This is a genomic window from Planosporangium spinosum (assembly GCF_049999945.1).
Taxonomy (GTDB): domain Bacteria; phylum Actinomycetota; class Actinomycetes; order Mycobacteriales; family Micromonosporaceae; genus Planosporangium; species Planosporangium spinosum.
Genome location: NZ_JBLYUB010000032.1, coordinates 1 through 24841, shown reverse-complemented (window position 1 = coordinate 24841; position 24841 = coordinate 1). Strand labels below are relative to the sequence as shown.

The window sequence follows — 24841 nt, the reverse complement described above, 5'->3', positions numbered from 1 at the left end:
ACCGGCGTTGCCCGGGTGTCCCGGCCACCGGTCCGGGCCGGCGTACCAACGCATCGGCGATCGTTTCGCACACCGACGTCCGGCCGCCCCGCCGAAGCCGGTGGGGTCGAACGCGGCCATGGCGCCGGCTGATTACCTAATAGCGATTAAATTGCCAGCGCAACGCTACCTGATGGAGTCACGATGAGCAGCGGGCCACTGTCCGGAGTCAAGGTGCTCGAACTCGCCGGGATCGGGCCGGGCCCGTTCGCCGGGATGATGCTGGCCGACCTGGGCGCCGAGGTCGTGCGCGTCGACCGGCCGGGCGGCAGCGGGTTCTTCCCCGGAGCCGAACACCTCGACGTGCTGAACCGGGGCAAGAAGTCCATCCTCGTCGACCTCAAGCAGCCGGCGGCGGTGGAGACCGTCCTGGCCATGGTCACGCAGGCCGACGTACTGATCGAGGGGTACCGTCCGGGCGTCGCCGAGCGGCTGGGGCTGGGCCCCGAGGCGTGCCACGCCCGTAACCCCCGGCTGGTGTACGGCCGGATGACCGGATGGGGGCAGGACGGGCCGATGGCCCAGCTCGCCGGTCATGACATCGGCTACATCGCGCTGACCGGCGCGCTGCACGCGATCGGCGCCGCGGGCGGGCCGCCGCAGATCCCGCTCAACCTGGTCGGCGACTTCGGCGGGGGCGGAAACTACCTGGTGATCGGGGTGCTCGCCGCGCTGCGCGAAGCCGAGCGCTCCGGGCGCGGCCAGGTCGTCGACGCCGCGATCGTCGACGGTACCGCGCACCTGCTGGCCGGGACGCACATGATGCTCGCCACCGGCGCCTGGACCGACGAGCGGGGTGTCAACCTGCTCGACGGCGGGGCGCCGTTCTACGCCGTGTACGAAACCGCCGACGGCCGACACATGGCCGTCGGCGCGCTCGAGCCCAAGTTCTACGCCGAACTGCTCGCGAAGCTCGGACTCGACGAGGACCCGCACCGGCAGCACGACCGGGCGCTCTGGCCCGCGCTGCGCGAGCGGATCGCGGCCGCCTTCGGCGGCCGGAGCCAGGCGGAGTGGTCGGCGGTCTTCGCCGACTCCGACGCCTGCGTGGCCCCGGTGGTGAGCCTCCGCGAAGCCGCGCACCACCCGCACATCAAGGCCCGCGGCTCCATTGTGGAGTACGACGGGATGCTGCAGCCCGCGCCAGCACCCCGGTTCTCCGCGACCCCCACCGCGCTCGGCACTCCCCCTCCGGCGCCGGGCCGGCACACCCGCGAGATCCTGCGCGACTGGGGGGTTGAGAACGCCGCTGCGCTGCTCGAATCCGGGGCGGCGGTACAGGCTCCCGTCGACGAGTGAAACCGGCGCCGGCCGGCGGGCCGCCTCCGCCGACACCCGAGGCGGCCCGCCGGCCGGCGTTCGTACCGCGGCGCGGCTACGCGAAGGCCGCGACGAACCGCCAGTCCAGGACGTCGCGCGGCGCACCGTCGCCCACCGCCCTGACCAGCGACCGGAGATGGACCAGCCCGCCCCCGCCGGGCAGCGCCTGGCAGCGCTCGACAGCGACCTCGCTGGACAGTGTGTCCCCCTCGTGGACCGGGCCGACATGGTCGCAGCCGTGCCAGGCCACGATCGTGAGCAGGTTCGGCAGCGCGCGGGCGACCTGGGCCAGCGCGAGACCGATGGTGTGCCCGCCGTACACCAGCCGGGCTCCGCCCGCAGCGCGCACGTCGTGATGTACCTGTGCCACGTTGAGGGTGAGCCGGGCCAGTTCGGGGGCGCTGGACACCACGTCTCCCCCGCCCACCCGCAGCCGCTCGCCCTCGGCGAGATCGGCGAAGTGCCGGCCCGCGACCCGGTCCCGGAACCGATCGAGCCGCCAGCCCGCCAGCAACCCGGCGGCCCCCTCGATGAGCTCCGCGTCGGTGGCGGCCGCGCCCACCGCGTCCAGATCGGCGTCGTGCCCGGTCTGCGCCTCGGGGTCGCGCAGCGGCAGCATCGCGCAGCGCCAGAAGTCCAGTACCGGCAGTCCGTCCTGGTCCACCGTGATGATCCGCAGCGCCGCCAGCCCGGTCGGCCGGCGGCCCGGCTTCGCGCGGTTCTGGCGCAGCGCCACCACCTCCGTGGTGGTACGCAGCGTGTCGCCGATCAACGGCATCCGGCGGAAGGCGAGGCCACGGTAGAACAGGTTCGCCTTGACGTGGTGGGTGACGAGGGTGGACTGACCGATCGCCACGTCCCACACCAGCGCCGGGTGGGCCAGCGGCCCGCCGCCCGTGACGTCCCGGCACAGGTCCGCGTCCAGTGGCAGCCGGAGCCGGTCGCCGACGATCGCCTGGTGCGTCGCGGCGTGCCCGGCGGTGAGGGTGACGCCGGGCGCACCGTCGAAGACCTGGCCGACCGCGAGTTCCTCGAAGTACGGTCCTTCCGCGATCGCTGTCATCGGTTCGCCGCCTCCGCTCGCGCCAGGACCCGTCGGGCCGCCACCGCGACCGCCTCGTCGATCATGCGCCCCTCCAGTTCCACCGCGCCCACCTCGGTACCCCGCAACGCGTCGAGCACCGCATGGGCCTGGGCGACCTCGTCCGCGCCCGGGGTGAACACGGCGTTGACGGTGCCGAGCTGGCGCGGATGGATCACCCACTTCCCGTCGAAGCCGAGCTCCCTGGCGTGTACCACACTGCGGCGGAACTCCTCGTCGTCGGCGACCCCGAGGTACGGTCCGTCGATGGCCGCCAGGCCGGCGCTGCGCGCGGCGACCAGCACCGCGTCCCGCGCGTACGACCAGCTGTCGGCGGCCCGCCCGAGCGACGCCCCGAGGTCTGCGTACCCGATGATGAGCGTGCGCAGCCGGGGCGAGGCCGCCACGATCTCCCGCAGGTTGGCCAGGCCCTTCGCGGTCTCGATGAGCGCCTGTACGCCGAGCGGTCGGCGCCGCCCCGACGCCGCCTCGACGCCGTCCAGCAGCCGGTCGGCGAACTCCAGGTCCCCGGCACTCTCCACCTTGGGCAGCACGATGGAGTCGAACGGCGTGTCCGGGCCGGCGACGGCGGCGACGTCGAGGTGGCACCACCCGGTGCGGGCGGCGTTCACCCGGACCGCGACCCGCGCCCCCGCCTCCCGGCGGCCGGGCAGCGCGGCGACCATCTCGCGCGCCTCGGCCTTGCGGGACGCGCGCACGGCATCCTCGAGATCGAGCACGATCTCGTCGGCCTCGCAGTCCCACCCTTTACGGATCTTCCTGTCGTCCGTTCCCGGAACCGACAGGCACGACCGGGGCGCGACGGAAAGCGTCATACGGTCCCTCCCCATGGCACGTTTAATCTAGATTAGATTCAATCGTAACGCCGCACGCCGGCGAGGGATACGGCGGACCTCTCCGGGGCGCCGCGGCAACGGCGCGTGACCCCGTCCTTCGCGCAGCAGTGGCAGGAGCAGGTCGCCCTGGCACCTGATCTCCGGCAGGTACGGGGTCCGACCCGGCTACTGCGGCTTCCGGTCGGCGATGGTCACCCGCAGGCCGGCCTGCACCAGCGCCTCGACGGCGGCCGGGTCGGCACTGCTGTCCGTGATCAGCTCGTCGACCTCGTCGACCCCGCAGATGCGGGCGAACGTCGATCGACCGATCTTGCTCCCGTCCGCGGTGACGACGACCCGCCCGGCCCGGCGCAGCATCACGGCGTTGGTGTGCGCCTCGACCTCCTGGTAGGTGGTGAGTCCACCCCGGACGGAGATGCCGTCCACCCCGATGAACGCCATGTCGATGTTGACCCCGGCGAGCGTGGCCTCCGCGAACGGCCCGCACAGCTCGTAGGACTGGGTACGGGCCACGCCACCGGTGACCAGGAGCTTGACGTTGGGCCGCACCACCAGTTCCGACGCGATGTTCAACGCGTTGGTGACCACGGTCAGATCCGGGTGCTCGACCAACCGCCGGGCCACCTCGGTCGTGGTGGTACCCCCCGTCAGGCCGACCGTGGCGCGATCCGCCGGGACCCGCTCCGCGGCCACCTGCGCGATCGCGTGTTTCTGCTGCTCCTGGTGGCCGGCACGGTAGCGCAGCGGCAACTCGTAGGTGACCCCGGTCGCGATGGCACCGCCGTGCGTACGCACCAGCAGCTTGCGCTGCTCGAGGACCTCCAGGTCGCGCCGGATCGACGCGGGAGACACGTTGAGCTCTTCGGCGATCTCGGCGACCCCGACGGCGCCCTCGGTGCTCAGCCGGGCGAGGATCGCGTCGAACCGCCCCCGCCGCCTGCGCCGCTCGGGCGTGGCCGCCTCGGAGCCAGCGTCGGTACCGGTCGACATACCGACCCCAGACCCGACACCACTGGTCATGCTCGCTCCTCCGGTCGACGCACTCGGCAAGATACCCTGTGGCCGATGTCAGTCCCTACCTCGCCGACTCGACGGCGAGGCCCAGCGCCTGGTCGGCGGTGGGCTGTCCCGCGGTGCCACCGACCTGCCGGGTCGACAACGAACCGCAGGCCACGGCCAGTTCGAGCCGCCGACGCAGCGGCCGCCCGGTCAGCCACCCGAACAGGTAGCCCGCGTCGAACGAATCGCCCGCACCGGTGGTGTCCACCGGTACGGTCGGCGGGCTCGGCACCGCCACCGTCTCCCCGTCGGCGTACGCGTACGCTCCGTGCTCGCCCCGCTTGACCACCACCGTCGGGACGAGCCGGGACAGCGCGGCCGCCGCGGCGGGCACGTCCGGGCTGCCGCTGAGCGCCAGCGCCTCCGCCTCGTTGGGCAGCAGCACGTCGGCACAGCGCAGCACGTCCTCGATGCCGTCGCCCCAGCGCTCGTCCGGGTCGTAGTTGGTGTCGACCGACACCGTTCCGCCGGCGGCCCGGAACTCGGCGAGCAGCCCGGGCAGTCCGGGTTGCAGGGCCCGCTGCATGAAGTACGACGTGACGTGCACGTGGCGGGCCCGCGCCAGCAGCGCCCGATCCACCATGTCCGCGCTCATCGCTCCCATTGCTCCCAGGTGCGTCAGGATCGCGCGGTCCGCGCCACGGTTGAGGATCACCGTCAACCCGGTCGAGACCGTCTCCGACACTACGATCCCCTCGGTACGGACGTCACGCCGCCGCAACTGGTCGACCATGAACGCGCCGAACGGGTCGTCACCGACCAGCCCGACCATGGCGGTGCGCAGGCCCAGCCGGGCCGCGCCGCAGGCGAAGATCGCCCCCGAGCTGCCGACCGTCAGGTTCGCGTCGTCGACGAGCCGCTCGACCTGGCCGAAGACCGGCTCGACGTCGGGTCCGGTGAGGATGAGGTCCGGGTTGATCTCACCGAGGACGACGACGTCGAGGTCGCGCGGTACCGTCATCGCAGCGCCGCCCACGCCAGGCCCACCTGCGAGTGCAGACCGTCGAAGATGGTGTGGTCGCTGCCGGCGTAGAGCATGACGTAGCGGTCGCCCATCCGGCGGATGAGCGGGGACTGCAGCGAGACGCTGTCGAACTCGCCGTCCGGCCCGGCCGTGAAGACCGGGTTGCCCGGCACCTTCTCCCAGTGGACAAGGTCGTCGGAGTACGCCAACCCGATCCCCTTCGGGTCGTCCAGGCTCGCGTCGTCGCCCGCGAAGGACATGCAGAAGCGGTCGCCGTCGCGGAAGACCTTCGGCGTGGTGACCGAGAACCCGTCCCACGACCCCGGCCCGCCAACGTCGAGCACCGGGGCGTCCTGGACCGGTTCGAACGTCACGCCGTCGGCGGAGACCGACAGGTGGATGCGGTAGCCGCCGTCGACCACCTGCACGAAGAACAGGTACACGCGGTCGTCGTGGACCAGCGCGAACGGGCACCGGGCGGACAGCACCGGCCCGCCCGGGTGCTTGTCGAAGTGCACGCCGTCGTCGCTGGTGGCCAGCCCGATCCACTCCCCCACCGGCCCGTCGCCGGCCTGGCCGTGGGCCAGTTGCTCGGCGTACTCGTGCGCGTCGCCTTCGGTGGCGCTGAAGTACATCAGCCACCGGCCGCGGAACTCCACGACCGCCGGGTCGAACACGCCGCCCCGGTCGAACCCGTCGCCGACCCGGAGCACGGGGTTGTGCTCGCTCGGCGTCCAGGTGGTCGGGTCGTCGACCGGCGCGGTGAACAGGCCGATCTGTTCGTGGCCGCCGGCGGACCCCTCGGTGTACAGCCACAGCCGGCCGTCGCGCTCGACCAGCGAGCATGGCGCGATGAAGTCGCGGCACCAGTCACCGCCGGCCGTGGAGACCACCGGGTTGGCCGGCGAGCGGGTCCACCCGGCCGCCGCCCGGTCGTCGAGAGCATCGCTGAGCATGGTGTCCCTTCGGAAAGTGTCGGCTCACGTGTCTGAGCCGGGGTGTCGGCTCACTTGCCCGAGCCGCTGAGCAGGCCGCGCACGAGGAAACGCTGGCCGAAGAGGTAGACCAGGAAGACCGGGATGGTGGCGATGGTCAGCCCCGCCATGAGTACCGGCACGTCGAGGGAGAACCGGCTGCGGAAGACGGTCAGGCCGACCACCAGCGTGCGCTGGCTCTCGCTCTGCAGGAAGACCAGCGAGATCAGCAGCTCGTTCCAGGCGAACACGAAGTTCACCACCGCCGCGGTCATCAACGCCGGCCCGGACAGCGGCAGGACGACCCGCCACAGCGTCCCGAGCGTGCCGCAGCCGTCGAGCCGCGCCGCCTCCAACAGCTCCTCGGGTACCGCGGCGAAGAAGTTGCGCAGCAGGTAGACGGTGAACGGCAGCATGAGCCCGACGTAGAGCAGGATCACCGAGAGGCGGTTGTCCACCAGCCCCAGCGTGCTCATCAACTTGAACTGCGGCACCAGCAGCGCGATCGGCGGCACCACCATGAGCGGCAGCATGAGGCGGAACAGCAACTGCCGGCCGCGGAAGCTCATCTTGGCGAGCGCGAACGCCGCCAGCGCGCCGAACGCCGTCGCGACGACGACCGAGGAGACCGTGATGACCAGGCTGTTGAAGAACAGCAGCCCGACGTTGCGGCCGGCCAGTGCGTCGCGGTAGGCGCCGAAGGTCGGGTGGCGCGGCAGCCCCAGCGGCGAGGCGGCGAAGTCGGTGCTGGTCTTCAACGAGTTGACGACCAGGAAGTACAGCGGAACCAGCACGGCGACCGCCACGACGGCGAGCGGCACCTGCCGCAGGATTCCGGCGGCGCGCGCCTTCACCCTTCCATCCTCTCGATCCGTCGGCGGACGTACGCCTGCACGCTGAGCAGCACCGCGGCGGACGCCAGGACGATCACCGACAGGGCCGCGGCGATGTTCGGCTGGTCGTCCCGGAACGCCGACTGGTAGATGACCAGTTCGAGGACGTACGTGCTGTTGACCGGCCCGCCGTTGGTCATGACGTAGACGTAGTTGAACACCCAGCTGAGCATGTTGATCAGGCTCAGCGTCACGAAGAACTCGATGACCGGTGCGAGGTGGGGCAGGGTGATGTGGCGGAACCTCGCCCACCACCCGGCCCGGTCGACCATGGCCGCCTCGTACAGGCTGGTGTCGACGCTGCCGAGCCGGGCCAGGAACAGCACCACGCCGAAGCCGAGCTGCTGCCACACGATGACCGACCACACCGACCAGATCGCCAGGCCGCTGTCGCCCAGCCAGTCCTGCGCGAGCGCGCCCAGGCCGACCTCGCGCAGCACCTGGTTGAGCAGGCCGTTGCGCTGAAGCATGTAGGAGAAGACGATGCCGACGACGGGGATCGCGAGCACGTACGGCAGGAAGACGATCGAGCGGTAGAACCGCCAGCCGCGTACCCGCTCGAACAGCAGCGCCGCCAGCAGCACCGCGATCACGGTCATGACCGGTACCGCGAGGAACAGCCGCAGGTTGTTCAGCACCGCGCGGCGGAACATCGGGTCGGCCAGCACCGCCTGGTAGTTCTGCAGGCCGTGGTCGGTCTCCCCGAGCAGCCCGGGGGCGCTGAAGCTGTCGACGACCAGGCTGACGACCGGGTAGGCGAACACGACCGCGAGCACGACCACGGCCGGCGCCACGAACAGGTACGGCGTCAGCCGCTGGCGGCCGGTGCCCCGGGCGCGCACGGCACGCCCGGGACGTTGCGACGACACGACGGTGCTCACGCCAGCAGCTTCCACTGCTTGTACGCCTTGACCTGGGCCGGCTGCTCCCGCTTCCACTTCTCGATGGCGTCCTGCATCATCTTCGCCGCGGTCTTGACCGAGCCGCCGGGCTGGAACAGCTGCTGCACACCGGGCGTCACGCCGTCGCGCTCGAACGGGAACGGGTAGTAGTACTGGTACCAGATCGTCGGCAGCGAGCCCTTGAGCTTGGCCATCTGCTTGTCGATGTCGCTGGTGAGCCAGGCCGGGTCGAACTTCGCGTCCGGCGAGACCGCGCCGCACGCGTCGTACATGGCCTTCATGACGGCCGGGTCGTGCAGGTGCTCGAGGAACTTCGCGGCCCGCTCCTTGCGCGGGGAGAACGAGGTGATGGTGAGGACCTGGCTCGCGCCCGGGAAGAAGCGGGCCAGCTTGCCGGAGCCCCACGCCGGGCTGAGCATGACGCCGACGGTGTCGGTGCCGAGCTTGCGCTCCCAACCGACGATCTGTGGCTGCACCGAGTTGGTGATCGCGACCTTCTGGCTCTCGAACAGTTGCTGGCCCTGGTACAGGTCGAGGGAGAGCACGTCGTCGTTGAAGAAGCCCCGGTCGATGAGCTCCTTGATCCGGTCGAGCCAGCCGAGGTACTTGTCGCCGTCGTAGGCGGCGTCGCCACGGAAGGGCGCGACCGCCTCGTCGATGCTGTCGAAGTTCTGGGCGCCGAAGTAGCTGACCAGCCAGCCGCCGAGGTAGGCGTCCTTGAAACCGGCGCCGAGCGGCGTGACCCCGCTCCTCTTCAGCGCGGTGAGCGCGGCGATGAATTCGTCCCAGGTCGTCGGCGGGTTCTCCGGGTCGAGGCCGGCCTTGGCGAACATCTTCTTGTTGTAGGCCCAGGCCGTGTTGATCTCGTAGAACGGCAGGCCCCACTGCTTGCCGTCCCAGTTGGTCTCGCGGCGGACGTCCTTGTTGGCGTTGTCCAGCGCGCCCCTGCTCAGGTAGTCGTCGAGCGGGGCCACGCGCCCGGCCCAGACGTCCTCGAGCGCCTGCGTGCCGCCCCAGAAGAACTGCACGTCGGGGCCCTTCTTGGCCTTGGCCGCGGTCCGGAACGCGGTGTAGAGCGAGTCGCTCTCCTGCAGGACGGCCCGGGCCTTGCCGGCGGTGTCCGTGCCTGCCTTGTTGTAGTCGTCGACGGCGCCCTCGAAGAAGCCCTTCATACCGGCGGCTTCCTGCTCGCCCCAGTACCAGATGAGCAGCTCGCCGGTGGCCGCCGACCCGCCGTCCTTGTCGTCACCACCGCAGGCGGCCAGCAGGCCCGGCGCGGCCGCGAGGCCGAGCACCGCCGCGCTCGTTCGGAGGAACTGGCGGCGTCCGAAGACGCGGTCTGTGGGGAGCGGTTGCCCAATCATGTCGCGGTGCCTCCGAAGCCGTGATGGATATTTCGCGCGATCAGAACGATCGGTTAGTGCACGTTAGGATGCCAGTCACAACTAAAGCGCGCAATAACTTGCTTACATTGGCCAAGATGTGGTCCTCTCTGTAACCACCGACTGACACGAGAGGACCAGCCGTGACGCCGTCGCCGGGCTCCCTGACCACCGCCGAGATCAAGACACAGCCGCAGTGTTGGAGGAGAGCGGCCGAGGTGGCGGGCACGCACAGCGCCGCGCTGCCCCGGCCCGGCGAACGTGTCCTCGTGATCGGCTGCGGGACCTCGTACTACATCGCGCAGGCGTACGCCTGGCTACGTGAGCAGGCCGGCCACGGCGAGACCGACGCGGCCGTGGCCAGCGAGCTGCCCACCCGACTGCGGTCGTACGACCGGATCGTGGCGCTCAGCCGGTCGGGCACCTCGGTCGAGGTGGTCGACGCGATGGCCCAGCTGCCCGCCGGCGTACCGGTCACCGCGGTGGTCGGCGTGGTCGACACGCCCGTCGCGGCCGCCGCCACCCACGTCGTGCCCCTGGAGTTCGCCGACGAGCAGTCCGTGGTGCAGACCCGGTTCGCCACCACCGCCCTCGCCACGTTCCGGGCCTCGATCGGCGAGGACCTCACGACCGTCATCGCCGAGGCCGAGTCGGCGCTCGTGAGCGACCTGCCCGCCACGCCGCAGCGCCAGCTGGTCGTCCTCGGACACGACTGGTCCACCGCCATCGGCCAGGAGGCCGCGCTCAAGTGCCGCGAGGCGGCGGCGGTCTGGGCCGAGACCTACCCGCGCGGCGAGTACCGGCACGGGCCGATCGCCGTCGCCGACGCCACGACCCTCGTGTGGTCGCTCACCCCGCTGACCGACGTGCAGCGGCAGGCCGTGCTCGACACCGGCGCCCGGCTCGAGGAGTCCACCCGCGACCCGATGGCCGAGCTCGTCCGGCTGCACCGGTTCGCCGTCCAGTGGGCGACCGAGCGGGGACGCGACGCCGACCGGCCGACCAACCTCACCCGGTCCGTCACCAACGTCTAGCGGTCTCCTGCCGTGATACTCACCGTCACGCCGAACCCGGCCCTCGACGCCACGTACCTGGTCGACGAGGTACGGCCGGGTGGAGAACACCGCGTCCGGGAGGTCCGCGAGCTTCCGGGTGGCAAGGGGGTCAACCTCGCCCGGGTCGTGCACGCTCTCGGTGTGCCGGTCCGGGCCACCGGACTGACGATGGGCGGCACCGGCCAGGCGATCAAGGCGGCGCTGCGCGCCCTCGGCATCGAGGAGACGTTCGTCCACCTCGATGACGGCGGCGCCGCCCGCCGGTCCCGGCGCACCGTGGTCGTCGTCGACGACTCCCGGGCGGCGACGTCGTTCTGGGAGCCGGGACCGCAGGCGGACGCGGACGACCTCGACCGGCTGATCGGGCACGTCGACGAGCAGCTGAGCCGCACCAGCGCGCTGACCGTCTCCGGCAGCCTGCCCCGAGGGCTCCCGCCGGGCACCGCCGCCCGGCTCGCCTCCCGGGCCACCGCCCGAGGCGTGCCCGCCCTCGTCGACACCAGCGGGCCGGGACTCGTCGCCGCCGCCCGCAGCGGCGCGGTACTCAAACCCAACCGGTCCGAGCTGGCCGAGGCGCTGGGGCGCCGGCTGAGCGACGTGGCCGACACCGTCCACGCCGCCAGGGAACTGGTCGACCAGGGGGCGGCCGCGGTGGTGGTGACCGCGGGCCCGGACGGCCTGGTCGCGGTCACCGGTACGGGGGCCTGGCAGGCACGGCCGAGCGAGGTCGTCCGGGGCAACCCCACCGGCGCCGGCGACGCCTGCGCCGCCGCCCTCGCCATCCGGCTGGCCGGGTCCGGCTCGCCGGCGCGGGTCGACTGGCCGCGCGCGCTCGCGGAGGCCACCGCACTCTCGGCCGCCGCCGTCCTGCGGCCGGTCGCCGGAGAGGTCGACCTGGACGCCTACCGGCGCTGGGTCGGACAGATCCACGTCGAGGAGATCGCATGACACTGGCACCCATGTCCCGGCTCGTGGCGGACGCGCGCGCCGGCAGGCACGGCATCGGCGCGTTCAACGTCGTCACACTCGAGCACGCCGAGGCCATCGTGCGCGGGGCACAGGACGCCGGCGCGGCCGTCGTGCTGCAGTTGTCCGAGAACACCGCCGCCTACCACGGCGGGCTGGCGCCGCTGACCGCCGGCTGCCTGCACATCGCGCGGGCCGCGACGGTACCGGTGGTCGTGCACCTCGACCACGCCACCCGGCGCGACCTGGTGGAGGAGGCGGTTTCGCTGGGCGTACCGTCGGTCATGTTCGACGCCTCGGCGCTCGACGACGACGCCAACCGGGCCGAGACCGCCGCCGTCGCCGCGTACTGCCACGAGCGCGACGTCTGGGTCGAGGCGGAACTCGGCGAGGTGGGCGGCAAGGACGGCGTGCACGCGCCGGGCGCGCGCACCGACCCGGCGACGGCGAAGGCGTTCGTCGCGGCGACCGGGGTGGACGCCCTCGCGGTGGCGGTCGGTTCGTCGCACGCGATGCTCTCCCGGGACGCCGTACTCGACGACGAGCTGATCGCCCGGCTCGCGGCGACCGTCGACGTCCCCCTGGTCCTGCACGGCTCGTCCGGCGTACCCGACGACGGGCTCGCCCGGGCCGTCGCGGCCGGCATGGTGAAGGTCAACATCGCCACCCAGCTCAACAAGGTCATGACCGCCGAGGTCCGCCGGACCCTCGACGCCGATCCCCGACTGGTCGACCCGCGCAAGTACCTCGGCCCCGGCCGGGACGCCGTCGCCGCCGAGGTCGCGCGCCTGCTGCGGGTACTGGGCGCCGGCGCGCGCCGGCAGCCGTCCTGACCGCCCCACCAACGGGTCCCGGGCGTGCTCGGCGATCCACCGGCGGCCGGTGTCGGAACTCCAGCGCTGCGCCTGGGATGCGTTGGCCACGGTATTCATGCACCACCGCATCACCACACCAATCGGTGGCCCGTACATCACCTTTCGGTTGTTTGACTCTCGGTTGAGTGGTTACCTACGGTCGGTCGTATCACTGCGAGAGGACATGCCCCGGTGGTCACCCTCCACCTGATCGCGACCGGCGGTACCATCGCCAGCCGTTCGACTCCCGCCGGGCTGACGGCCGCAGCGCCCGCGCGCGACCTGCTCGCCCGGGTCCCGGTACCGGACGGTGTGACGGTCACCCCCACGGACGTCGCCACCCGCGGCAGCTTCGCCTGGTCCCTGGACGACGCGGTCGGTGTCATCGCCGTGATCGACAAAGCGCTGGCCGATGCCGACGGCGCGGTGGTCACGCACGGTACGGACACCATGGAGGAGTCGGTCTTCCTCGCCTCGCTGCTGCTCGACCGGGACAAGCCGGTGGTCTTCACCGGCGCCCAGCGCCCGTTCGACGACCCCGCCCCGGATGGCCCGGCCAATCTGCGCGACGCGATCGCCGTGGCCGCCAGCCCGCTGGCGCGCGGGTACGGGCCGTTGCTGTGCTTCGACGGGTACGCGTTCGCGGCCCGCGGCGTACGCAAGGTCGAGACGCTCGGCGCGCACGCCTTCGACGCACCGGGCCGCGGACCGGTGCTGCGGGTCGCCGCCGGTACCGTGCTGCCGCTGGCCGCGCCGCGCCGGGTCGGGCCACCGGCGCGCGTACGGGACGGGCTCACGCTGCCCCGGGTCGACGTGATCAGCCTCTACGTCGGTACCGACGACGTCCTGCTCCGCGCGGCTGTGTCGGCGGGCGCGGCGGGCGTCGTCCTGGCCGCCTTCGGGGCCGGCAACGCCAACCCCGCCGTCGTCGAGGCCGTCGCCGAGCTCGGCCGGGCCGGGACACCGGTACTGGTGTGCTCGCGCGTGTACAGCGGCCCGGTCGTGCCGCTGTACACCGGTGGCGGCGGCGCCGACCTGGTCCGCGCCGGCGCGCTGTTCGCCGCCGACCTGACCCCGTGGCAGGCCCGGCTGCTGCTGGCGACCGCGCTGGCGGTCGACCCGCACGACCCGCTGCGGATCGTGCGCGCGTACCTGGGTAGCTGAGAACCACCCGGGACCCGTCGCCACCGGCGGGGGCAACCCGCCGGTGGCGCCCGGCGGACGAAGGAGGCTGACCGGATGGCCAAAGAGATCCTGGTGTCCTACGGCGTCGACGTCGACGCGGTCGGGGGCTGGCTCGGCTCCTACGGGGGAGAGAACTCCCCGGACGACATCTCGCGCGGCATGTTCGCCGGGGAGGTGGGGGTACCGCGGCTGCTCGACCTGTTCCGCCGCTACCAGCTCACCCAGAGCTTCTTCTGGCCCGGGCACTCGATCGAGACGTTCGGAGAACAGTTCGACGCCTGCGTCGCCGCCGGTCACGAGATCGGGGTGCACGGGTACAGCCACGAGAACCCGATCGCCATGAGCCGTGAGCAGGAGATCGCCGTTCTCGACCGCTGCGTCGAGCTGATCACCGACCGGGCCGGGAAGGCGCCGACCGGGTACGTCGCACCCTGGTGGGAGTTCAGCCCGATCACCAACGAGCTGCTGCTCGATCGGGGGATCAGGTACGACCACTCGCTGATGCACCGTGACTTCGAGCCGTACTACGTCCGGGTCGGTGACAGCTGGACGAAGATCGACTACGCCAGGAGCGCCGACGAGTGGATGAAGCCCCTGGTCCGCGGTGAGGAGACCGACCTGATCGAGATCCCCGCTAACTGGTACCTCGACGACCTTCCGCCGATGATGTTCATCAAGGCCAGCCCGAACAGCCACGGCTTTGTCAACCCGCACGACATCGAGCAGATGTGGCGGGACCAGTTCGACTGGGTGCACCGCGAGTGCGAGTACGGGGTCTTCACGATGACGATCCACCCGGACGTGTCGGGACGCCCGCAGGTCCTGCTCATGCACGAGCGCCTGATCGAGTACATCAGCGCCCACGACGGGGTCCGCTGGGTGACGTTCGACCAGATCGCCGACGACTTCGCCCGCCGCCGTCCGCGCATCGCGCGCTGACCCACCCGACCACGTTTGCCGCCCGGCGGGCGGGGAATTCGCCACGCCCGGTTCGGGCCCGCCGGACCCGGGCGCTCTCGGGGATGTCGGCCAGGCGCATGAGCTCGGCATCCGCGGTGTCGATGGGCAGCTCCGTCCCACACAGCAGCCGTAAGCGCTGTCGGCGCGAAGGACCCTCCGCTACGCTCGGCGTCTGCTGGCAACCCGAAGGCGACGGCATGGGTATCGACTACAGCTACCAGGTGTACGTGCACCGGCGTGACGCCGGGCGCCTGCTCACGGCGGTCGCGGCGTTGTGCGACCACCATGAGGACCGGCGAACCACTGTGGCCCTGCCCGACGGTACGTCGGTGGTGTTGCCCTGCACCTACGACTACGAGGCCGGCCGGACGGTGGAGTTGGCCGACGTGGTCGCGGGCCGTGGCACCCCAAGCTTCGACCTGTCGCTAGTCTTTCCGCCGGACGGTCCGCTGCGCGAATACCACGACGACAAGGGTGACAATGCCAACGTCGCGCGTGCGTGGCCGGACGGTACGACCCGGGTCATGGTCGGCTACGTCTACCTCATGGTGTTCGACGGCTCGTCGCTGTTTCCCGAGCACTGGATCTTCGAATTCACGCCGGCCGCCAGCGTCCAGAGCCGGCTGTTCCTGTCGTCGCCATCGGTCAGGCAGACCTTCGCGACGCTCACCCTGGACGTTGCGGGGCCGCTGTGTCTGCTGGACGTCGAGGAACAGTTCCACATCGTGGTGACGGCACAGGATCGGCAGATCTCCACCCAGGTCCCGGGGCCGTGCCTGCTCTGGGACAGGGGCGCCCCCAAGGACGAGGCGTACCGCGAGTTGCTGGCGGGGCTGGCCGGACAGCCGTCGGCGACGACACCGAGATGGATTGTCGGCCAAGGCCACACGAGCTACGAGGCATTCCTCGACAGCCTCGCCCGCCACTCCCAGGTGACCGGGGCCATACGCTGAAACCCAGCGACCGGCGGTGATCCGGCCGGAAGCACACGGGCGAGGGCAGCCGCGAGCAGGTCCAGGCACCGCAGCAGTTGCTCCACAGAGGACCCGGACCCACCCACCTGCCACGTCCCGACCGCCCCGCCGACCACGATTCTCCCGGTGGCCTGCCGTTCCGGGGACAGCTCCACCGCCACCCGGGCGGGATCCAGGTCCAACACGATGCCGTACCGGTCCAGCACGACCCGGAACACCGCGGCCAACGGCCGAACCAGGTCCTCCAGCAGCTGCCCCGCCGGGTCCACCGCACGACGAGCCAGATGCCGTGCCGCTACGCGGACCACGTCGATGCGTGCGGGTACGGTCAGGTCGGCCACCGTCACCGCCACGGTGCCGCCCGGGTACGCGGGGTGCGCTGGCCACGGCGCGATCGGCGACCGTCCGCCCGGCACGGCACAGTACATCCGCAGCAGCGGATCCGTGCAGATCAGGGCTCTCAGCCAGTCCGCCCCGTCGTCGGCGCCCGGCGCGAGCGTGTGCGGTCCGTCGCCACCGGCCAGCCGCCGCTCCATCTCAGCGAGCCACCGCGGGTCGTACGTGCGGCGGGTGCGCCCCAGCCGTACCAGCGCGGTCTCGATCGCCCCATAGGTCAACAGCGTCCCAAGCGGCACACCGCGGCCGGCCCCCGATCCGACCAGCCGACCGTCCTCGACGCGCAGCATAGCCGCCGTCGTGCAGGAACGCGTTCGCGGCCGCTTGCCCGAACGACCGCTCCGTATGCTGCTTATGCAGCGCCCCGGTATCGGTTGTCCGGGACGCCGTCACCCGTCCGTACGGCACCTGATCCATTCCCCCGTGTGCGACGTACGCCCACCCCGATATTCGGCGTGACGACGGCCGTCGATGTTGTCCCACAGCTTACGTACGCCACCGCCGATGTCACGCCCACGAGGCGGGCTCTTCGGTGGTGACACAACTGGTTTCGTGGCCAGTGCGCCTACCGAAGAGCCCGCCCCGCTGTCATCACGACACGCCGTGCCCACCCGCTCAGGCATCTGTGGCAGGTGATGCTCACCAGTTATCAGACGGGCTGTCGAGAAGTGGGGCATCCACTGGAAGTCGGCCTGGGCGTGCTTACCTGCACGTGCGAGCGACGCGTCAGGTCACCAGCTGCTCGGGACGTACGCCCAGCCCAGGTAGTCGGACCGGTCCCGGAAGGTGTTGGTCTGGTAGACGGTCGGTCCGGTGCTGATGGCGCTGTTGCCGCCGATGGAGAGCATGACGTGCCCGGCCGACGTGGTGGACGTGAAGAACACCGCCGTTCCGGCGGGCGGCACCGAGCCGGTGTGGATGCGCCCGTTGGCCTTCTGCCAGTCGTAGTGCGCGCGTGCCGTGGCGAACCGGCCGCTGGTGCCGAACGCCCGCTCGACGAACAGCTCGCACTCGTTGTTCCAGTCGGTGTGCCCGAGCCGCGCCTTCGCGAACGCGACGGCCTCGGACGCGCGCGGGTCGGCCGGGTAGGTCTCACCGCCGGAGGCGCCGATCTGGTGCGAGGCGTTGTTGTTCTTCAGCGTGGCGTTGAGGTTGCCCTTCGCGCCGGCCGCGAAGGACTGGCTCGCTCCGGCGAAGTTGCTGTTGTAGTAGACCGTCACCGTCTTGCTGGTGCGGTTCCACACCGACGCCGCGTTGTTCTTCACGCACACGCCCTGGCCGTTGCCGGCGCCCTTGAACTCGTAGCAGGACGGCTGGGTCGTGCCGTAGTCGCCCAGGGAGTCGGTGAAGTCCGAGACCGAACCGGCCTCGTCGCTGTTGTAGTAGTAGCAGAACTCGCCGCTGTCGCAGACGCCGTCCCGGGACGCCGCGAGCGCGGGCGAACCGGTGGTCAGGAAGGACGAGGTGGTGATGGCCAGCGCGACGCCGGCGACGGTGAGAGCCTTGCGTAGGTTCAGCATGTGTCCTCTTCGGATAGTGAGCGGTGATCGGTGATCGGTGGCTGGGTGCGCCTGTCGGTGTTCCGCGGGCGCCGGGGTCAGTGCGTGCGCTGGTACTCCTCCCAGGTGTGGATCGGGATCCGGGGTCCGTCGTCCGGGCCCCGGTTCGCCAGGCCGTTCAGGCCGAGGTAGTAGTCACCGGTCTGGTGCTGGGCCTGGCTGGACAGGTCGGTGTCGCTGATCGCCGCGGCGTGGATGTGCCACGGCCAGTCGCCCTGGCTCGGGTCACGGACCCAGGGGCGAAGCCGACCTGGCGCAGCGCGCGGGCGACAGCGGTGCGGGTGGCGGCGGACATTCCGGTGACGGCGACGTCGACGACGCCGCCGCCGTCGTGGGTGCCGGCCGAGGTCGGGTCGCCGCCAGGGTTGTACGAGCCCTGCTCGAGTACGAGGCGGAAGCCGAGCAGACGCTCGGCCTCGGTGAGCATCGCCTGGGTACGGGCGTCGACGACGTACCCGTCGCGCTGGACCCGCGCGCCCGGGCCGATCGTGTGGGTTACCGTGAACCGGTCCTGCCCGAGCTTGGTCAACGACGTCGCGCCGGGCAGTCCGTTGGCGGCCAGCCCGGTGTACCCGAGCGAGCGTTGGTAGGCCGCGTACGCCGAGATGCTCTCGGTGCCGAAGTAGCCGTCTACCCAGCGGGCGTCCAGGAGGTTCCGGGCCTGGAGCGCCTGCTCCACGGCCAGGACGGAGGCCTTCGCGCCCGGGGTCAGCGTGTGGTCGGCGCGCCGGGGGTCGATCTGGGCGGCCAGCACGGTCGCCTCCATGTCGACGGTCGGCAGCGCAGCGGCGGCCGTGGCCGGTAGTGCCGCGGCGGTGGACGACACCGTTGCGGCGGACGCCGACGCCACGCTCGACGCCACGCCACCCACCACCGCGGCGGTCGCGAGCAGCCCCGTGACGGCGGCCCGGATTCTTGTCATCGTCATGCCTTGCTTCCTTCGAACGTCGTTGGGTTGACGGTCTGCCGCACCCCGGCCGCGGTCGGGGGCCAGCACCGGCTGTCGTTGCGATTGACGACGCCCGTGCACCCGACCCACCCGCTGTGCGTGCTGTATGTCGCTCCTATTGCTACGGGCCGCATTGATTAACCGACACCTCTACGACGGCGGATCAATCAACGCCGCACACACGTGACGCCCGAGCGGGTCCGCGATCGACGCGGGCGCGCGGCATCCGCGCCGGTCCGGGGCGCCGTTGACGGCATGAACCCAGGCGATCGCGACGGCCGGGGAGTACCGGTTGACCAGGTGACCGGAGACGACCACAGCCGCCTGCCGATCAATTCGACGAACGATCCTGGCCTATGCGTGGCTACCTATGGCGACCCTGCCAATGCTCAACCGTGGGTTGCCCGCCAGGATCTCCCGGCACGTTCCACCTGATCGTCAAGGTCTCGGCGCTGGGCGCGGGTGAGCGCGGTCAACGGTTCGGCCGCGATGTCCAGGTTGTGTCCGAAGCGGCGGTAGTGCCAGATCCCCGCAACGGTGCCGTTGATGGGCAGTACCGGAAAGGTGCCGGCCTGGCCGCCGGCTAGCGCGCGCTGCGCGGCAGGTCCGGGGGAAGAGCCACTCGCGTGGGTTGCCCCGCGTGAGCTTCAGGAGGTGTCTCGGGTCTCTGTTCCGGGAATCGACGGTATGAGGCGAACCCGCCCGGACGGACGTGATCCGTCGCTTGTCGCCGACGGTCCCTCAGGCGGTGGGATCGGCCGCGTGTAGCGGGCATGCAGTGCCGATGCGGGCAAGCAGATCGGCTCGCAGGGCCACGAGTTCAGCGATACGCATGTCGATGAGGCGAACCTTCTCCCCCAGCAGCGCGGACACCGCGGGTCCGTCCTCCGGTGCATCACGCAGCCGCTCACCGTGCCGCGCGATCTCCGCCAGGGAGAATCCGAGCATCCGCGCGGTGCGGATATGCCGCAGCCAGGGAACCGTCTCAGCCGGATAGTCGCGGTAGCCGTTCGGGAGCCGCCGCGCCGTCACCAGGCCGATCTTCTCGTAGAAACGGATGGTGTCCTTGGTGATGCCGGCCTGCGCGGCCAGCTCGTTCGAGCGTCGGCAGTATTCGACGAGTTTCGGCGCCATTCCAGGGCGCTAACGTCGTCTCCCAGCCGGACCAGCCGTCCGGCCACACCGGGTGACGGGCCACGGAGGCCGGGCGCGCGTTGTCAGCGGCAGATCAGTGCGCGCAAACGGCGGTGAGCAGCGCGTCGAGCGGCCGCGGCAAGGCGCCCCGGCCAACTGCCGCCTCGACGAGCAACCGGGCGTAGCGCAACTTGCGGCGCGAACCGCTGCCCAAGAACCGCCGCATCTGCACTTCGGGCTGCCGGCCTCGCCAGGCAGGCTGGCTCTGCAACGAGCGGAACGACCCTAGGTCGCCCTGTGCGTCGAGGAGTGCTTCGACCCCTTCGGCGCCCACGGCGCGGATCAGCTCGTCCTCCAGATCGTCAATGCAGACGTAGAACCCGAGGTCCTCGAGGTCGGCCTGCGTACGGGGTGAGCCGACATCGGCGAAGATCAGTCCCCGCCGGAATATCTCTGCCTCATTCAGGTCGCACAGACCGGCAAGTCGCGCCCGGGTACGCAGCGGGCCGAACCCGGTCAGGAAACGGCCAATCGCGTGCGCACCGCCGATCGGCACGATCACCACCCGATCCGCCTCGAGATCCCGGCCACGGCACACCGCAGCCGTTTCCAACGCGATCTGGTCGCTGATGCCCTCGACGAGCACCACAGCCAGGGCACCATCGACCTTCGCCAGGGCACGGGCCGTTGCCCGGATCGGAGCGGTAGGGCCACTCACGTAGCCGTCGAGCGTCCTGCGGGCAAGCTCACGGCGACGGGCGCCATCCATGGTCGTCTCCCGGTCCAGCGGCTGTTCGGGGACGTCACCCAACGTTGGCCCGACCTCACGCGGGTCGTCCGTGAGATCGAGAAACATACCGGCCCGTCGGGTCGTGGCCACGGCCGCCATCATCGGCGAAGCGCGAGGCAGCCCACAAGCGATTTACCACACCCACGCTCATCGCCGCCGCGGCGTTGCACACTCGTCCGCATGAAACCCAGAGCCGGCCGGACAGCCCCACGTGACGACAGGTGCGCCCGGATCGCGGCACCTGTGCGGGCCCCGCGCATCGTGTAGTGATCTCTACAGCGCGTCGGCCGGGGTGACCCCGGCGCGCGAGATCCGGCGCTATCAGACAGTCTGGTCGGATTGCTTGCGGACGCGGAAGCGGAGGATGGTGGCGTCACCCGACCGCGTGCTGCTGATTGGTTCCAGGCCTGTCCTCGCAAGGCCCGGGGACGAGAAGCGGATGCCGTCGCCGAGCAGAACCGGCAGTACATACACCAGGATCTCGTCGACGAGCCCCCGGCGAAGGCACTGGCCGGCCACGTCGGCGCCGAGGATTTCGAGGTTCTTGCCGCCGGCAGCGTCCAGTGCCGTGGCGACCGCTTCGCCGATGTCGCCGGTGAGGATCGTGACGTTCGGGTTCGGCGGCTCCAGCGGCCTATGGGTGAGGAGGAACATGGGTCCGGAGAAGGGGTAGTCGGCGCTGTCCGGCTCCTCGGCCTCCATCCGGTCGCCTACCTCCCACGTCCGCCGGCCGACGAGCATGGCGCCGGTGGCCGCTGCGATCTCCGCGAAATCGTCCGGTGCCATGAAGTCGGCGAGAGCGCGACCATCCCCCCAGTCCATCGAATGGCCGGGACCGGCGATGAAGCCGTCAAGCGACATACACCGGTTCACGACAACCTTGCCGCTCATTTCACGACCGCCTTCCCTGGGTCATCACCGCACCTCTGACCTTTCCCCGAGCGGACACCTGCGAGACCTCAACGCGCGCTGTCACGGTTCAGATCGTTCCACCGATCGGGGCAGTCGGGAAGTGCCGTCGCTCGGCATCGGGCCCCTGACAGGTGCCGCTCCAGCACGTCCACGCGTGCCAACCCGACCGAGCAGTAGCGACAGCTGCAACATCCGCGTCTCGGCAAATCCGCGAGCGGCCGGCCATGTCCCGGAGGCCATGCCGCGCGTGACCGTGGCGTGCGGGCGGTGTCGCTGAGCGTCGAGCGGGCTCACTTCGCCGCGAGGCTGTACGCCGCTGAGGGGTTCCGCACGGTCGAGTCGTTCGAGGACTCGGACACGATGGTGGCTGAGATCAGGGCGTGACGGCCTCGTGGAGCGGCCGGCCGGCGCGTGCGCGGCGGGCCGGAGGTCCAGAGCGCGACGCGCACGCACGGTCGCGCCGCGCTTGCGCGGCGCCTTGATACAGACAGAGCCCAATTCGGCAAGCAACAGCTCTGATTCCTTGACCACCGGGCAACGATCACGGTCGCTTGTCCTGCGGTTCTGTGCCTCTTGAGCTTCGAGAACAGTCCGTCAACGTCCGTAGGCGTCCGGCGATGTTCGTCCCCGTTGTCACTCAGTTGGTCACCCATCGAGCACTGGCGCGGCTACAGCTTCAAGTGCAGCACCGCCTTACGATCACTCTGTGCGTAGATCCAACGTCGTGGCCGCTGACGGAAGCGGATACTGGCACGCGCTCACCCTCGACGTCACGCAGCCTCAACGCGCCAACCTCCAGGTGCAGGTCGCCGGCCAGGGCCGCTTGCTGCTCACCCAGAACGGGCAGCCTGTACTGCTGGCCGTGGTTGACCGCTACCGCAGCGGCGTCGAGTACCTACGCACTGACAAGTTCCGCTCGCCCATCAAGCCGCTTCGCGCTGCGCAGGCCCGCCAGACAGTCGCCGGCGACCCCGACGCCGGCCGGTCACGGTGGGCGCACTACTTCGCGACTGCACTGGCCACCGCTACCACCGGCCCTTTGCAGCGCGGCCAGTGGGTAATCAGCCGGGACGACCACCTGCGATCGGTTCACCAGGCGCGCAGCGTGGCGGAGCGCTGGACAACTCTCCTGCTGTCGGGAGATCCCGATGGCTCCATCGATTGGATCGCCCACAACGGCGGCGGCCAGGTCTTACCGTTACGGCGGCTGTCGAGTCTCGAAAACGGCCGGGTCAAGGCGTACCGCAAGCAGGTACGCGACGGCAGCCTTCCCCCGATTCTGCTGTGGTGGATCAGCGGTCTCGACGCCTACGCCATCCTCGACGGTCACGATCGCGTGCTCGCTGCCATTGCCGAGAACGAGGAACCGCCCCGTCTGACGCTGAGCAGCCTCTCGATCGAGCGGGCCAACCGAGACCTGGATGCAGTGACCACCCGCTACGCCGCGATCCTGCCTCACATCCAAGAACAGGGTCAGGCCGGCACTCCAGGTGCGGCAGATGCACTCGCCGCCGCACACAGCGGGCTGGCGGAACGACTGCACGCAGCAGGGATCGCATACGCACCCACCCCCGCCTGGCCTCTATTGGGTGGCACCGAGGCGTGGCGTTCACTCGCACAACTCCACGCGCCCAGGTGGCTCTCCTCGGTCGAAGCGGAGCGACACACGGTTTAGGAACGGGGTAGCTATTGCGACCACGCAACGGATCTCACTTGCATCAACAGCTCAGCGGACGTTGATGCCGTTCTTGATCGTTCCGCGAATGTTCCGGATCTTGCGCCAGCTCGCCACTAGACACTCGACCCATCCTTCCGAGTACAGGCAATGAGGTCGGCAGCAGACGAATGCGAGGTCAACACGTTCCCCTCGGGCTCCCGCAGGCCAGCGTTAAGTCTCTTGCCAAGTTTAGTCTGTGATGCAAACCTTACTGTATGGCAGACGCATCGGAACCGTCACCGAGCACCCCCCACGACGTCCTCGCCGGCCTCGACGACTTGACCCGCAAGGTCCGCGCCGCCCAGCGCGGCACCTGGTTCCCCCTCCTACTGTTCGGCGTCATCACCCTCGGCGGGATTCTCGTCAACCGCTTCACCTTCAGCACCCACACGATCACCTGCCCAGCCCCGCCTGGCTCGGTCGATAACGCCCGCGAGACCTGTCTCGCATTCAGGCAAGGCTGGCCGCCTTACGGGATACTCGGTCCCGCCCTGGCCTACATCGCGACAGCGATCTTCTACATCCGCCGCTCCCGCAACCGCGGCGTCGGCACACCGGTTCGCCCCTACGTTCTCACCGGAATCGGTCTGATCGCCCTGAACACCGCCACCTTCTACTGGAACACCCGCCACGGCATACCGTTGCCCGGCGAAAAGCTCGACTTCTTGGGCATGCACCTCGACCCCACCTCGGGGTCGGCGCAGTTCCTCCAATGGCTCGACGCACCGGACGCAGCCATCCCGCTGTCGCTACTGGTGCTGTCCTGGGTGGAGCGCAACCGCGCCCTGCTGCTCTTCACCCTGGCCTACCTGGCCATCGAGCTGGCAATCGAGCTAGGACCGTTCAGAACCGGCTCGATGGGAATCCCGGTCGACTCACCGTGGATGTCGCTGCCCCGACTGGCCGTGCCCGGCATGTTCCTCCTGCTCGGCGCCCTCGGCTTCGCCCTTGCCCAGCAGTCCCGTCAGCGCAACGCCTCATGAACGCCCAGCCTGAGCAGCACCCCGTCAACGGCCTAGATGACATCGTCCACCAGCGCATACGCCTAGGTATCCTCACCGTCGCCCACCAGGCACGCCGGGTCGACTTCGGCTTCCTGCGTACGGCCCTCGACCTCACCCCCGGAAACCTCAACCAGCACCTGACAGTCCTCGAGAAGGCCGGGCTGATCCATATCGAGAAGGGCTACGAGGGCAAACGCCCCCGCACCTGGCTCTCCCTCACCCCCGCCGGCGACCGCGCCCTCAACGAGGAAGTCACCCAACTCAAGCGACTCATCCACCAGATCGAGCAAGGCAGCCCAGCCCAAGATTGAAGATCATGGCGTCCAAGTTCGGAGAGAGTGGTCGTTGTCTCTCAAGGTTTCACATGGCTTCCCGTTCTCATTTGTACTGATTTTGCACTAACGATCTTGGGGTGCCTACTCACGCGCAGTTCGCGCTCTTGCCATCCCGGAGCCCGAGGCCCCCGCCGGAGGCGCTCTGACCGCGACCACCCGCCGACGGTGACACGCCGACGGTGCGCGCGTGGCTGCCACGCTGCGCGCCCAGCTCGCCGCCGGCCGGATGCCGGCCCATCTCGATCAACTGCCCTCGGCGCTGTCGTGCTTCAGCGGCCCGAGGGCTTCCCGCTATCCGCGCCAGCCGGTGGGCGTCCGGCGTGCCCGCGCCGAGCGACAGCGGCAGCGCGGGCACGCGCCCGATCGGCGGCGCGTGCGGCCCGGTTGCCGGGCCGCCTTGAAGACGTACAGAAAGTCCTCACCAAGATCAGCTATCGGCCGTGTCGTACTCCGCTTGACGCTTCTATGGCCTGTCAAGCGCTGCGGCGGTTTCCATCAACCGGAACAGTCGGCGCGCGGTGTAGCGCTTGAGACAGCGGCGGATCTCCGGGTCGCTCTTTTGTTCTGCCCGTCGGCGGTC

General features: G+C 70.3%; 25 protein-coding genes. 10 read left to right on the top strand and 15 right to left on the bottom strand.

Annotated features, from left to right (window positions below; genetic code table 11):
- Positions 1-183: 183 nt before the first annotated feature.
- Positions 184-1338: a CaiB/BaiF CoA transferase family protein gene (locus tag ACNTMW_RS29670; RefSeq protein ID WP_426637234.1), complete on the top strand. Its 1155-nt coding sequence runs from the start codon at positions 184-186 to the stop codon at positions 1336-1338.
- A 76-nt stretch (positions 1339-1414) separates the two neighbouring features.
- Here the strand turns inward: ACNTMW_RS29670 and ACNTMW_RS29665 are convergent, their stop codons facing one another.
- The 8 genes from ACNTMW_RS29665 to ACNTMW_RS29630 form a co-directional block, all read right to left on the bottom strand.
- Positions 1415-2422, bottom strand: coding sequence for a MaoC family dehydratase (locus ACNTMW_RS29665; RefSeq protein ID WP_426637233.1), 1008 nt, complete (start codon positions 2420-2422; stop codon positions 1415-1417).
- Positions 2419-3276, bottom strand: coding sequence for an HpcH/HpaI aldolase/citrate lyase family protein (locus tag ACNTMW_RS29660; protein WP_426637231.1), 858 nt, complete (start codon positions 3274-3276; stop codon positions 2419-2421). Before ACNTMW_RS29660 ends, ACNTMW_RS29665 begins: the two co-directional genes overlap by 4 nt.
- A gap of 186 nt (positions 3277-3462) precedes the next feature.
- Complete coding sequence (locus ACNTMW_RS29655; RefSeq protein ID WP_426637285.1) at positions 3463-4287, bottom strand: DeoR/GlpR family DNA-binding transcription regulator; 825 nt, start codon at positions 4285-4287, stop codon at positions 3463-3465.
- 85 nt (positions 4288-4372) lie between these two features.
- Complete coding sequence (locus ACNTMW_RS29650; protein WP_426637230.1) at positions 4373-5332, bottom strand: carbohydrate kinase family protein; 960 nt, start codon at positions 5330-5332, stop codon at positions 4373-4375.
- A complete protein-coding gene (locus tag ACNTMW_RS29645; RefSeq protein ID WP_426637229.1) occupies positions 5314-6276 on the bottom strand; it encodes a hypothetical protein in 963 nt (320 codons plus the stop codon). The genes ACNTMW_RS29650 and ACNTMW_RS29645 overlap by 19 nt, the downstream gene beginning before the upstream one ends.
- A 50-nt stretch (positions 6277-6326) precedes the next feature.
- Positions 6327-7148 carry a carbohydrate ABC transporter permease gene (locus tag ACNTMW_RS29640; protein WP_426637228.1) on the bottom strand — a complete coding sequence of 274 codons (822 nt, stop codon included), beginning with the start codon at positions 7146-7148 and terminating at the stop codon, positions 6327-6329.
- Positions 7145-8068: a carbohydrate ABC transporter permease gene (locus ACNTMW_RS29635; RefSeq protein WP_426637226.1), complete on the bottom strand. Its 924-nt coding sequence runs from the start codon at positions 8066-8068 to the stop codon at positions 7145-7147. Before ACNTMW_RS29635 ends, ACNTMW_RS29640 begins: the two co-directional genes overlap by 4 nt.
- Positions 8065-9384 carry an ABC transporter substrate-binding protein gene (locus tag ACNTMW_RS29630; protein WP_426637224.1) on the bottom strand — a complete coding sequence of 440 codons (1320 nt, stop codon included), beginning with the start codon at positions 9382-9384 and terminating at the stop codon, positions 8065-8067. Before ACNTMW_RS29630 ends, ACNTMW_RS29635 begins: the two co-directional genes overlap by 4 nt.
- A gap of 230 nt (positions 9385-9614) precedes the next feature.
- Between ACNTMW_RS29630 and ACNTMW_RS29625 the strand changes: the two genes are divergently transcribed.
- The 6 genes from ACNTMW_RS29625 (at position 9615) to ACNTMW_RS29600 (ending at position 15444) form a co-directional block, all read left to right on the top strand.
- A complete protein-coding gene (locus tag ACNTMW_RS29625; RefSeq protein WP_426637223.1) occupies positions 9615-10505 on the top strand; it encodes an SIS domain-containing protein in 891 nt (296 codons plus the stop codon).
- Between the two features lie 12 nt (positions 10506-10517).
- Positions 10518-11474 (top strand): 1-phosphofructokinase family hexose kinase, encoded by a 957-nt coding sequence (locus tag ACNTMW_RS29620; protein ID WP_426637222.1) that lies wholly within the window; start codon positions 10518-10520, stop codon positions 11472-11474.
- Positions 11471-12325 carry a class II fructose-bisphosphate aldolase gene (locus ACNTMW_RS29615; RefSeq protein ID WP_426637221.1) on the top strand — a complete coding sequence of 285 codons (855 nt, stop codon included), beginning with the start codon at positions 11471-11473 and terminating at the stop codon, positions 12323-12325. Before ACNTMW_RS29620 ends, ACNTMW_RS29615 begins: the two co-directional genes overlap by 4 nt.
- Before the next feature lie 213 nt (positions 12326-12538).
- The gene (locus tag ACNTMW_RS29610; RefSeq protein WP_426637220.1) at positions 12539-13510 is read left to right on the top strand and encodes an asparaginase; all 972 of its coding nucleotides are present in this window, start codon (positions 12539-12541) and stop codon (positions 13508-13510) included.
- Positions 13511-13585: 75 nt separating this feature from the next.
- A complete protein-coding gene (locus ACNTMW_RS29605; protein ID WP_426637218.1) occupies positions 13586-14470 on the top strand; it encodes a polysaccharide deacetylase family protein in 885 nt (294 codons plus the stop codon).
- 218 nt (positions 14471-14688) lie between these two features.
- The gene (locus ACNTMW_RS29600; protein WP_426637216.1) at positions 14689-15444 is read left to right on the top strand and encodes a hypothetical protein; all 756 of its coding nucleotides are present in this window, start codon (positions 14689-14691) and stop codon (positions 15442-15444) included.
- Here the strand turns inward: ACNTMW_RS29600 and ACNTMW_RS29595 are convergent.
- From ACNTMW_RS29595 to ACNTMW_RS29570, 6 genes are all read right to left on the bottom strand, one after another.
- Positions 15384-16151, bottom strand: coding sequence for a hypothetical protein (locus ACNTMW_RS29595; protein WP_426637215.1), 768 nt, complete (start codon positions 16149-16151; stop codon positions 15384-15386). The genes ACNTMW_RS29600 and ACNTMW_RS29595 overlap by 61 nt on opposite strands.
- 441 nt (positions 16152-16592) lie before the next feature.
- The gene (locus ACNTMW_RS29590) at positions 16593-17381 is read right to left on the bottom strand and encodes a peptidase inhibitor family I36 protein (RefSeq protein ID WP_426637214.1); all 789 of its coding nucleotides are present in this window, start codon (positions 17379-17381) and stop codon (positions 16593-16595) included.
- A 157-nt stretch (positions 17382-17538) separates the two neighbouring features.
- Positions 17539-18348, bottom strand: coding sequence for a peptidoglycan-binding domain-containing protein (locus tag ACNTMW_RS29585; protein WP_426637213.1), 810 nt, complete (start codon positions 18346-18348; stop codon positions 17539-17541).
- Between the two features lie 762 nt (positions 18349-19110).
- The gene (locus ACNTMW_RS29580) at positions 19111-19503 is read right to left on the bottom strand and encodes a MerR family transcriptional regulator (protein ID WP_426637212.1); all 393 of its coding nucleotides are present in this window, start codon (positions 19501-19503) and stop codon (positions 19111-19113) included.
- 94 nt (positions 19504-19597) lie between these two features.
- A complete protein-coding gene (locus ACNTMW_RS29575) occupies positions 19598-20383 on the bottom strand; it encodes a TOPRIM nucleotidyl transferase/hydrolase domain-containing protein (RefSeq protein WP_426637211.1) in 786 nt (261 codons plus the stop codon).
- A gap of 231 nt (positions 20384-20614) precedes the next feature.
- Positions 20615-21184: a dihydrofolate reductase family protein gene (locus ACNTMW_RS29570; RefSeq protein WP_426637210.1), complete on the bottom strand. Its 570-nt coding sequence runs from the start codon at positions 21182-21184 to the stop codon at positions 20615-20617.
- 727 nt (positions 21185-21911) lie between these two features.
- On the opposite strand from ACNTMW_RS29570, the gene ACNTMW_RS29565 reads away from it, so the two are divergent.
- The 3 genes from ACNTMW_RS29565 (at position 21912) to ACNTMW_RS29555 (ending at position 24237) form a co-directional block, all read left to right on the top strand.
- Positions 21912-22880: a ParB N-terminal domain-containing protein gene (locus ACNTMW_RS29565; RefSeq protein WP_426637209.1), complete on the top strand. Its 969-nt coding sequence runs from the start codon at positions 21912-21914 to the stop codon at positions 22878-22880.
- Between the two features lie 257 nt (positions 22881-23137).
- Complete coding sequence (locus ACNTMW_RS29560; protein WP_426637208.1) at positions 23138-23905, top strand: hypothetical protein; 768 nt, start codon at positions 23138-23140, stop codon at positions 23903-23905.
- Positions 23902-24237 carry a winged helix-turn-helix domain-containing protein gene (locus ACNTMW_RS29555; protein WP_426637207.1) on the top strand — a complete coding sequence of 112 codons (336 nt, stop codon included), beginning with the start codon at positions 23902-23904 and terminating at the stop codon, positions 24235-24237. Before ACNTMW_RS29560 ends, ACNTMW_RS29555 begins: the two co-directional genes overlap by 4 nt.
- Positions 24238-24346: 109 nt before the next feature.
- Here the strand turns inward: ACNTMW_RS29555 and ACNTMW_RS29550 are convergent, their stop codons facing one another.
- Positions 24347-24616, bottom strand: coding sequence for a hypothetical protein (locus ACNTMW_RS29550; RefSeq protein WP_426637206.1), 270 nt, complete (start codon positions 24614-24616; stop codon positions 24347-24349).
- Positions 24617-24841: the final 225 nt, after the last annotated feature.

Coding starts and splice junctions, on each gene's coding strand:
- ACNTMW_RS29670 (WP_426637234.1), top strand. CDS start 184: ATGAGCAGCGGGCCACTGTCCGGAGTCAAGGTGCTCGAACTCGCCGGG.
- ACNTMW_RS29665 (WP_426637233.1), bottom strand. CDS start 2,422: ATGACAGCGATCGCGGAAGGACCGTACTTCGAGGAACTCGCGGTCGGC.
- ACNTMW_RS29660 (WP_426637231.1), bottom strand. CDS start 3,276: ATGACGCTTTCCGTCGCGCCCCGGTCGTGCCTGTCGGTTCCGGGAACG.
- ACNTMW_RS29655 (WP_426637285.1), bottom strand. CDS start 4,287: ATGTCGACCGGTACCGACGCTGGCTCCGAGGCGGCCACGCCCGAGCGG.
- ACNTMW_RS29645 (WP_426637229.1), bottom strand. CDS start 6,276: ATGCTCAGCGATGCTCTCGACGACCGGGCGGCGGCCGGGTGGACCCGC.
- ACNTMW_RS29615 (WP_426637221.1), top strand. CDS start 11,471: ATGACACTGGCACCCATGTCCCGGCTCGTGGCGGACGCGCGCGCCGGC.
- ACNTMW_RS29605 (WP_426637218.1), top strand. CDS start 13,586: ATGGCCAAAGAGATCCTGGTGTCCTACGGCGTCGACGTCGACGCGGTC.
- ACNTMW_RS29600 (WP_426637216.1), top strand. CDS start 14,689: ATGGGTATCGACTACAGCTACCAGGTGTACGTGCACCGGCGTGACGCC.
- ACNTMW_RS29595 (WP_426637215.1), bottom strand. CDS start 16,151: ATGCTGCGCGTCGAGGACGGTCGGCTGGTCGGATCGGGGGCCGGCCGC.
- ACNTMW_RS29590 (WP_426637214.1), bottom strand. CDS start 17,381: ATGCTGAACCTACGCAAGGCTCTCACCGTCGCCGGCGTCGCGCTGGCC.
- ACNTMW_RS29585 (WP_426637213.1), bottom strand. CDS start 18,348: ATGACGATGACAAGAATCCGGGCCGCCGTCACGGGGCTGCTCGCGACC.
- ACNTMW_RS29580 (WP_426637212.1), bottom strand. CDS start 19,503: ATGGCGCCGAAACTCGTCGAATACTGCCGACGCTCGAACGAGCTGGCC.
- ACNTMW_RS29570 (WP_426637210.1), bottom strand. CDS start 21,184: ATGAGCGGCAAGGTTGTCGTGAACCGGTGTATGTCGCTTGACGGCTTC.
- ACNTMW_RS29560 (WP_426637208.1), top strand. CDS start 23,138: ATGGCAGACGCATCGGAACCGTCACCGAGCACCCCCCACGACGTCCTC.
- ACNTMW_RS29555 (WP_426637207.1), top strand. CDS start 23,902: ATGAACGCCCAGCCTGAGCAGCACCCCGTCAACGGCCTAGATGACATC.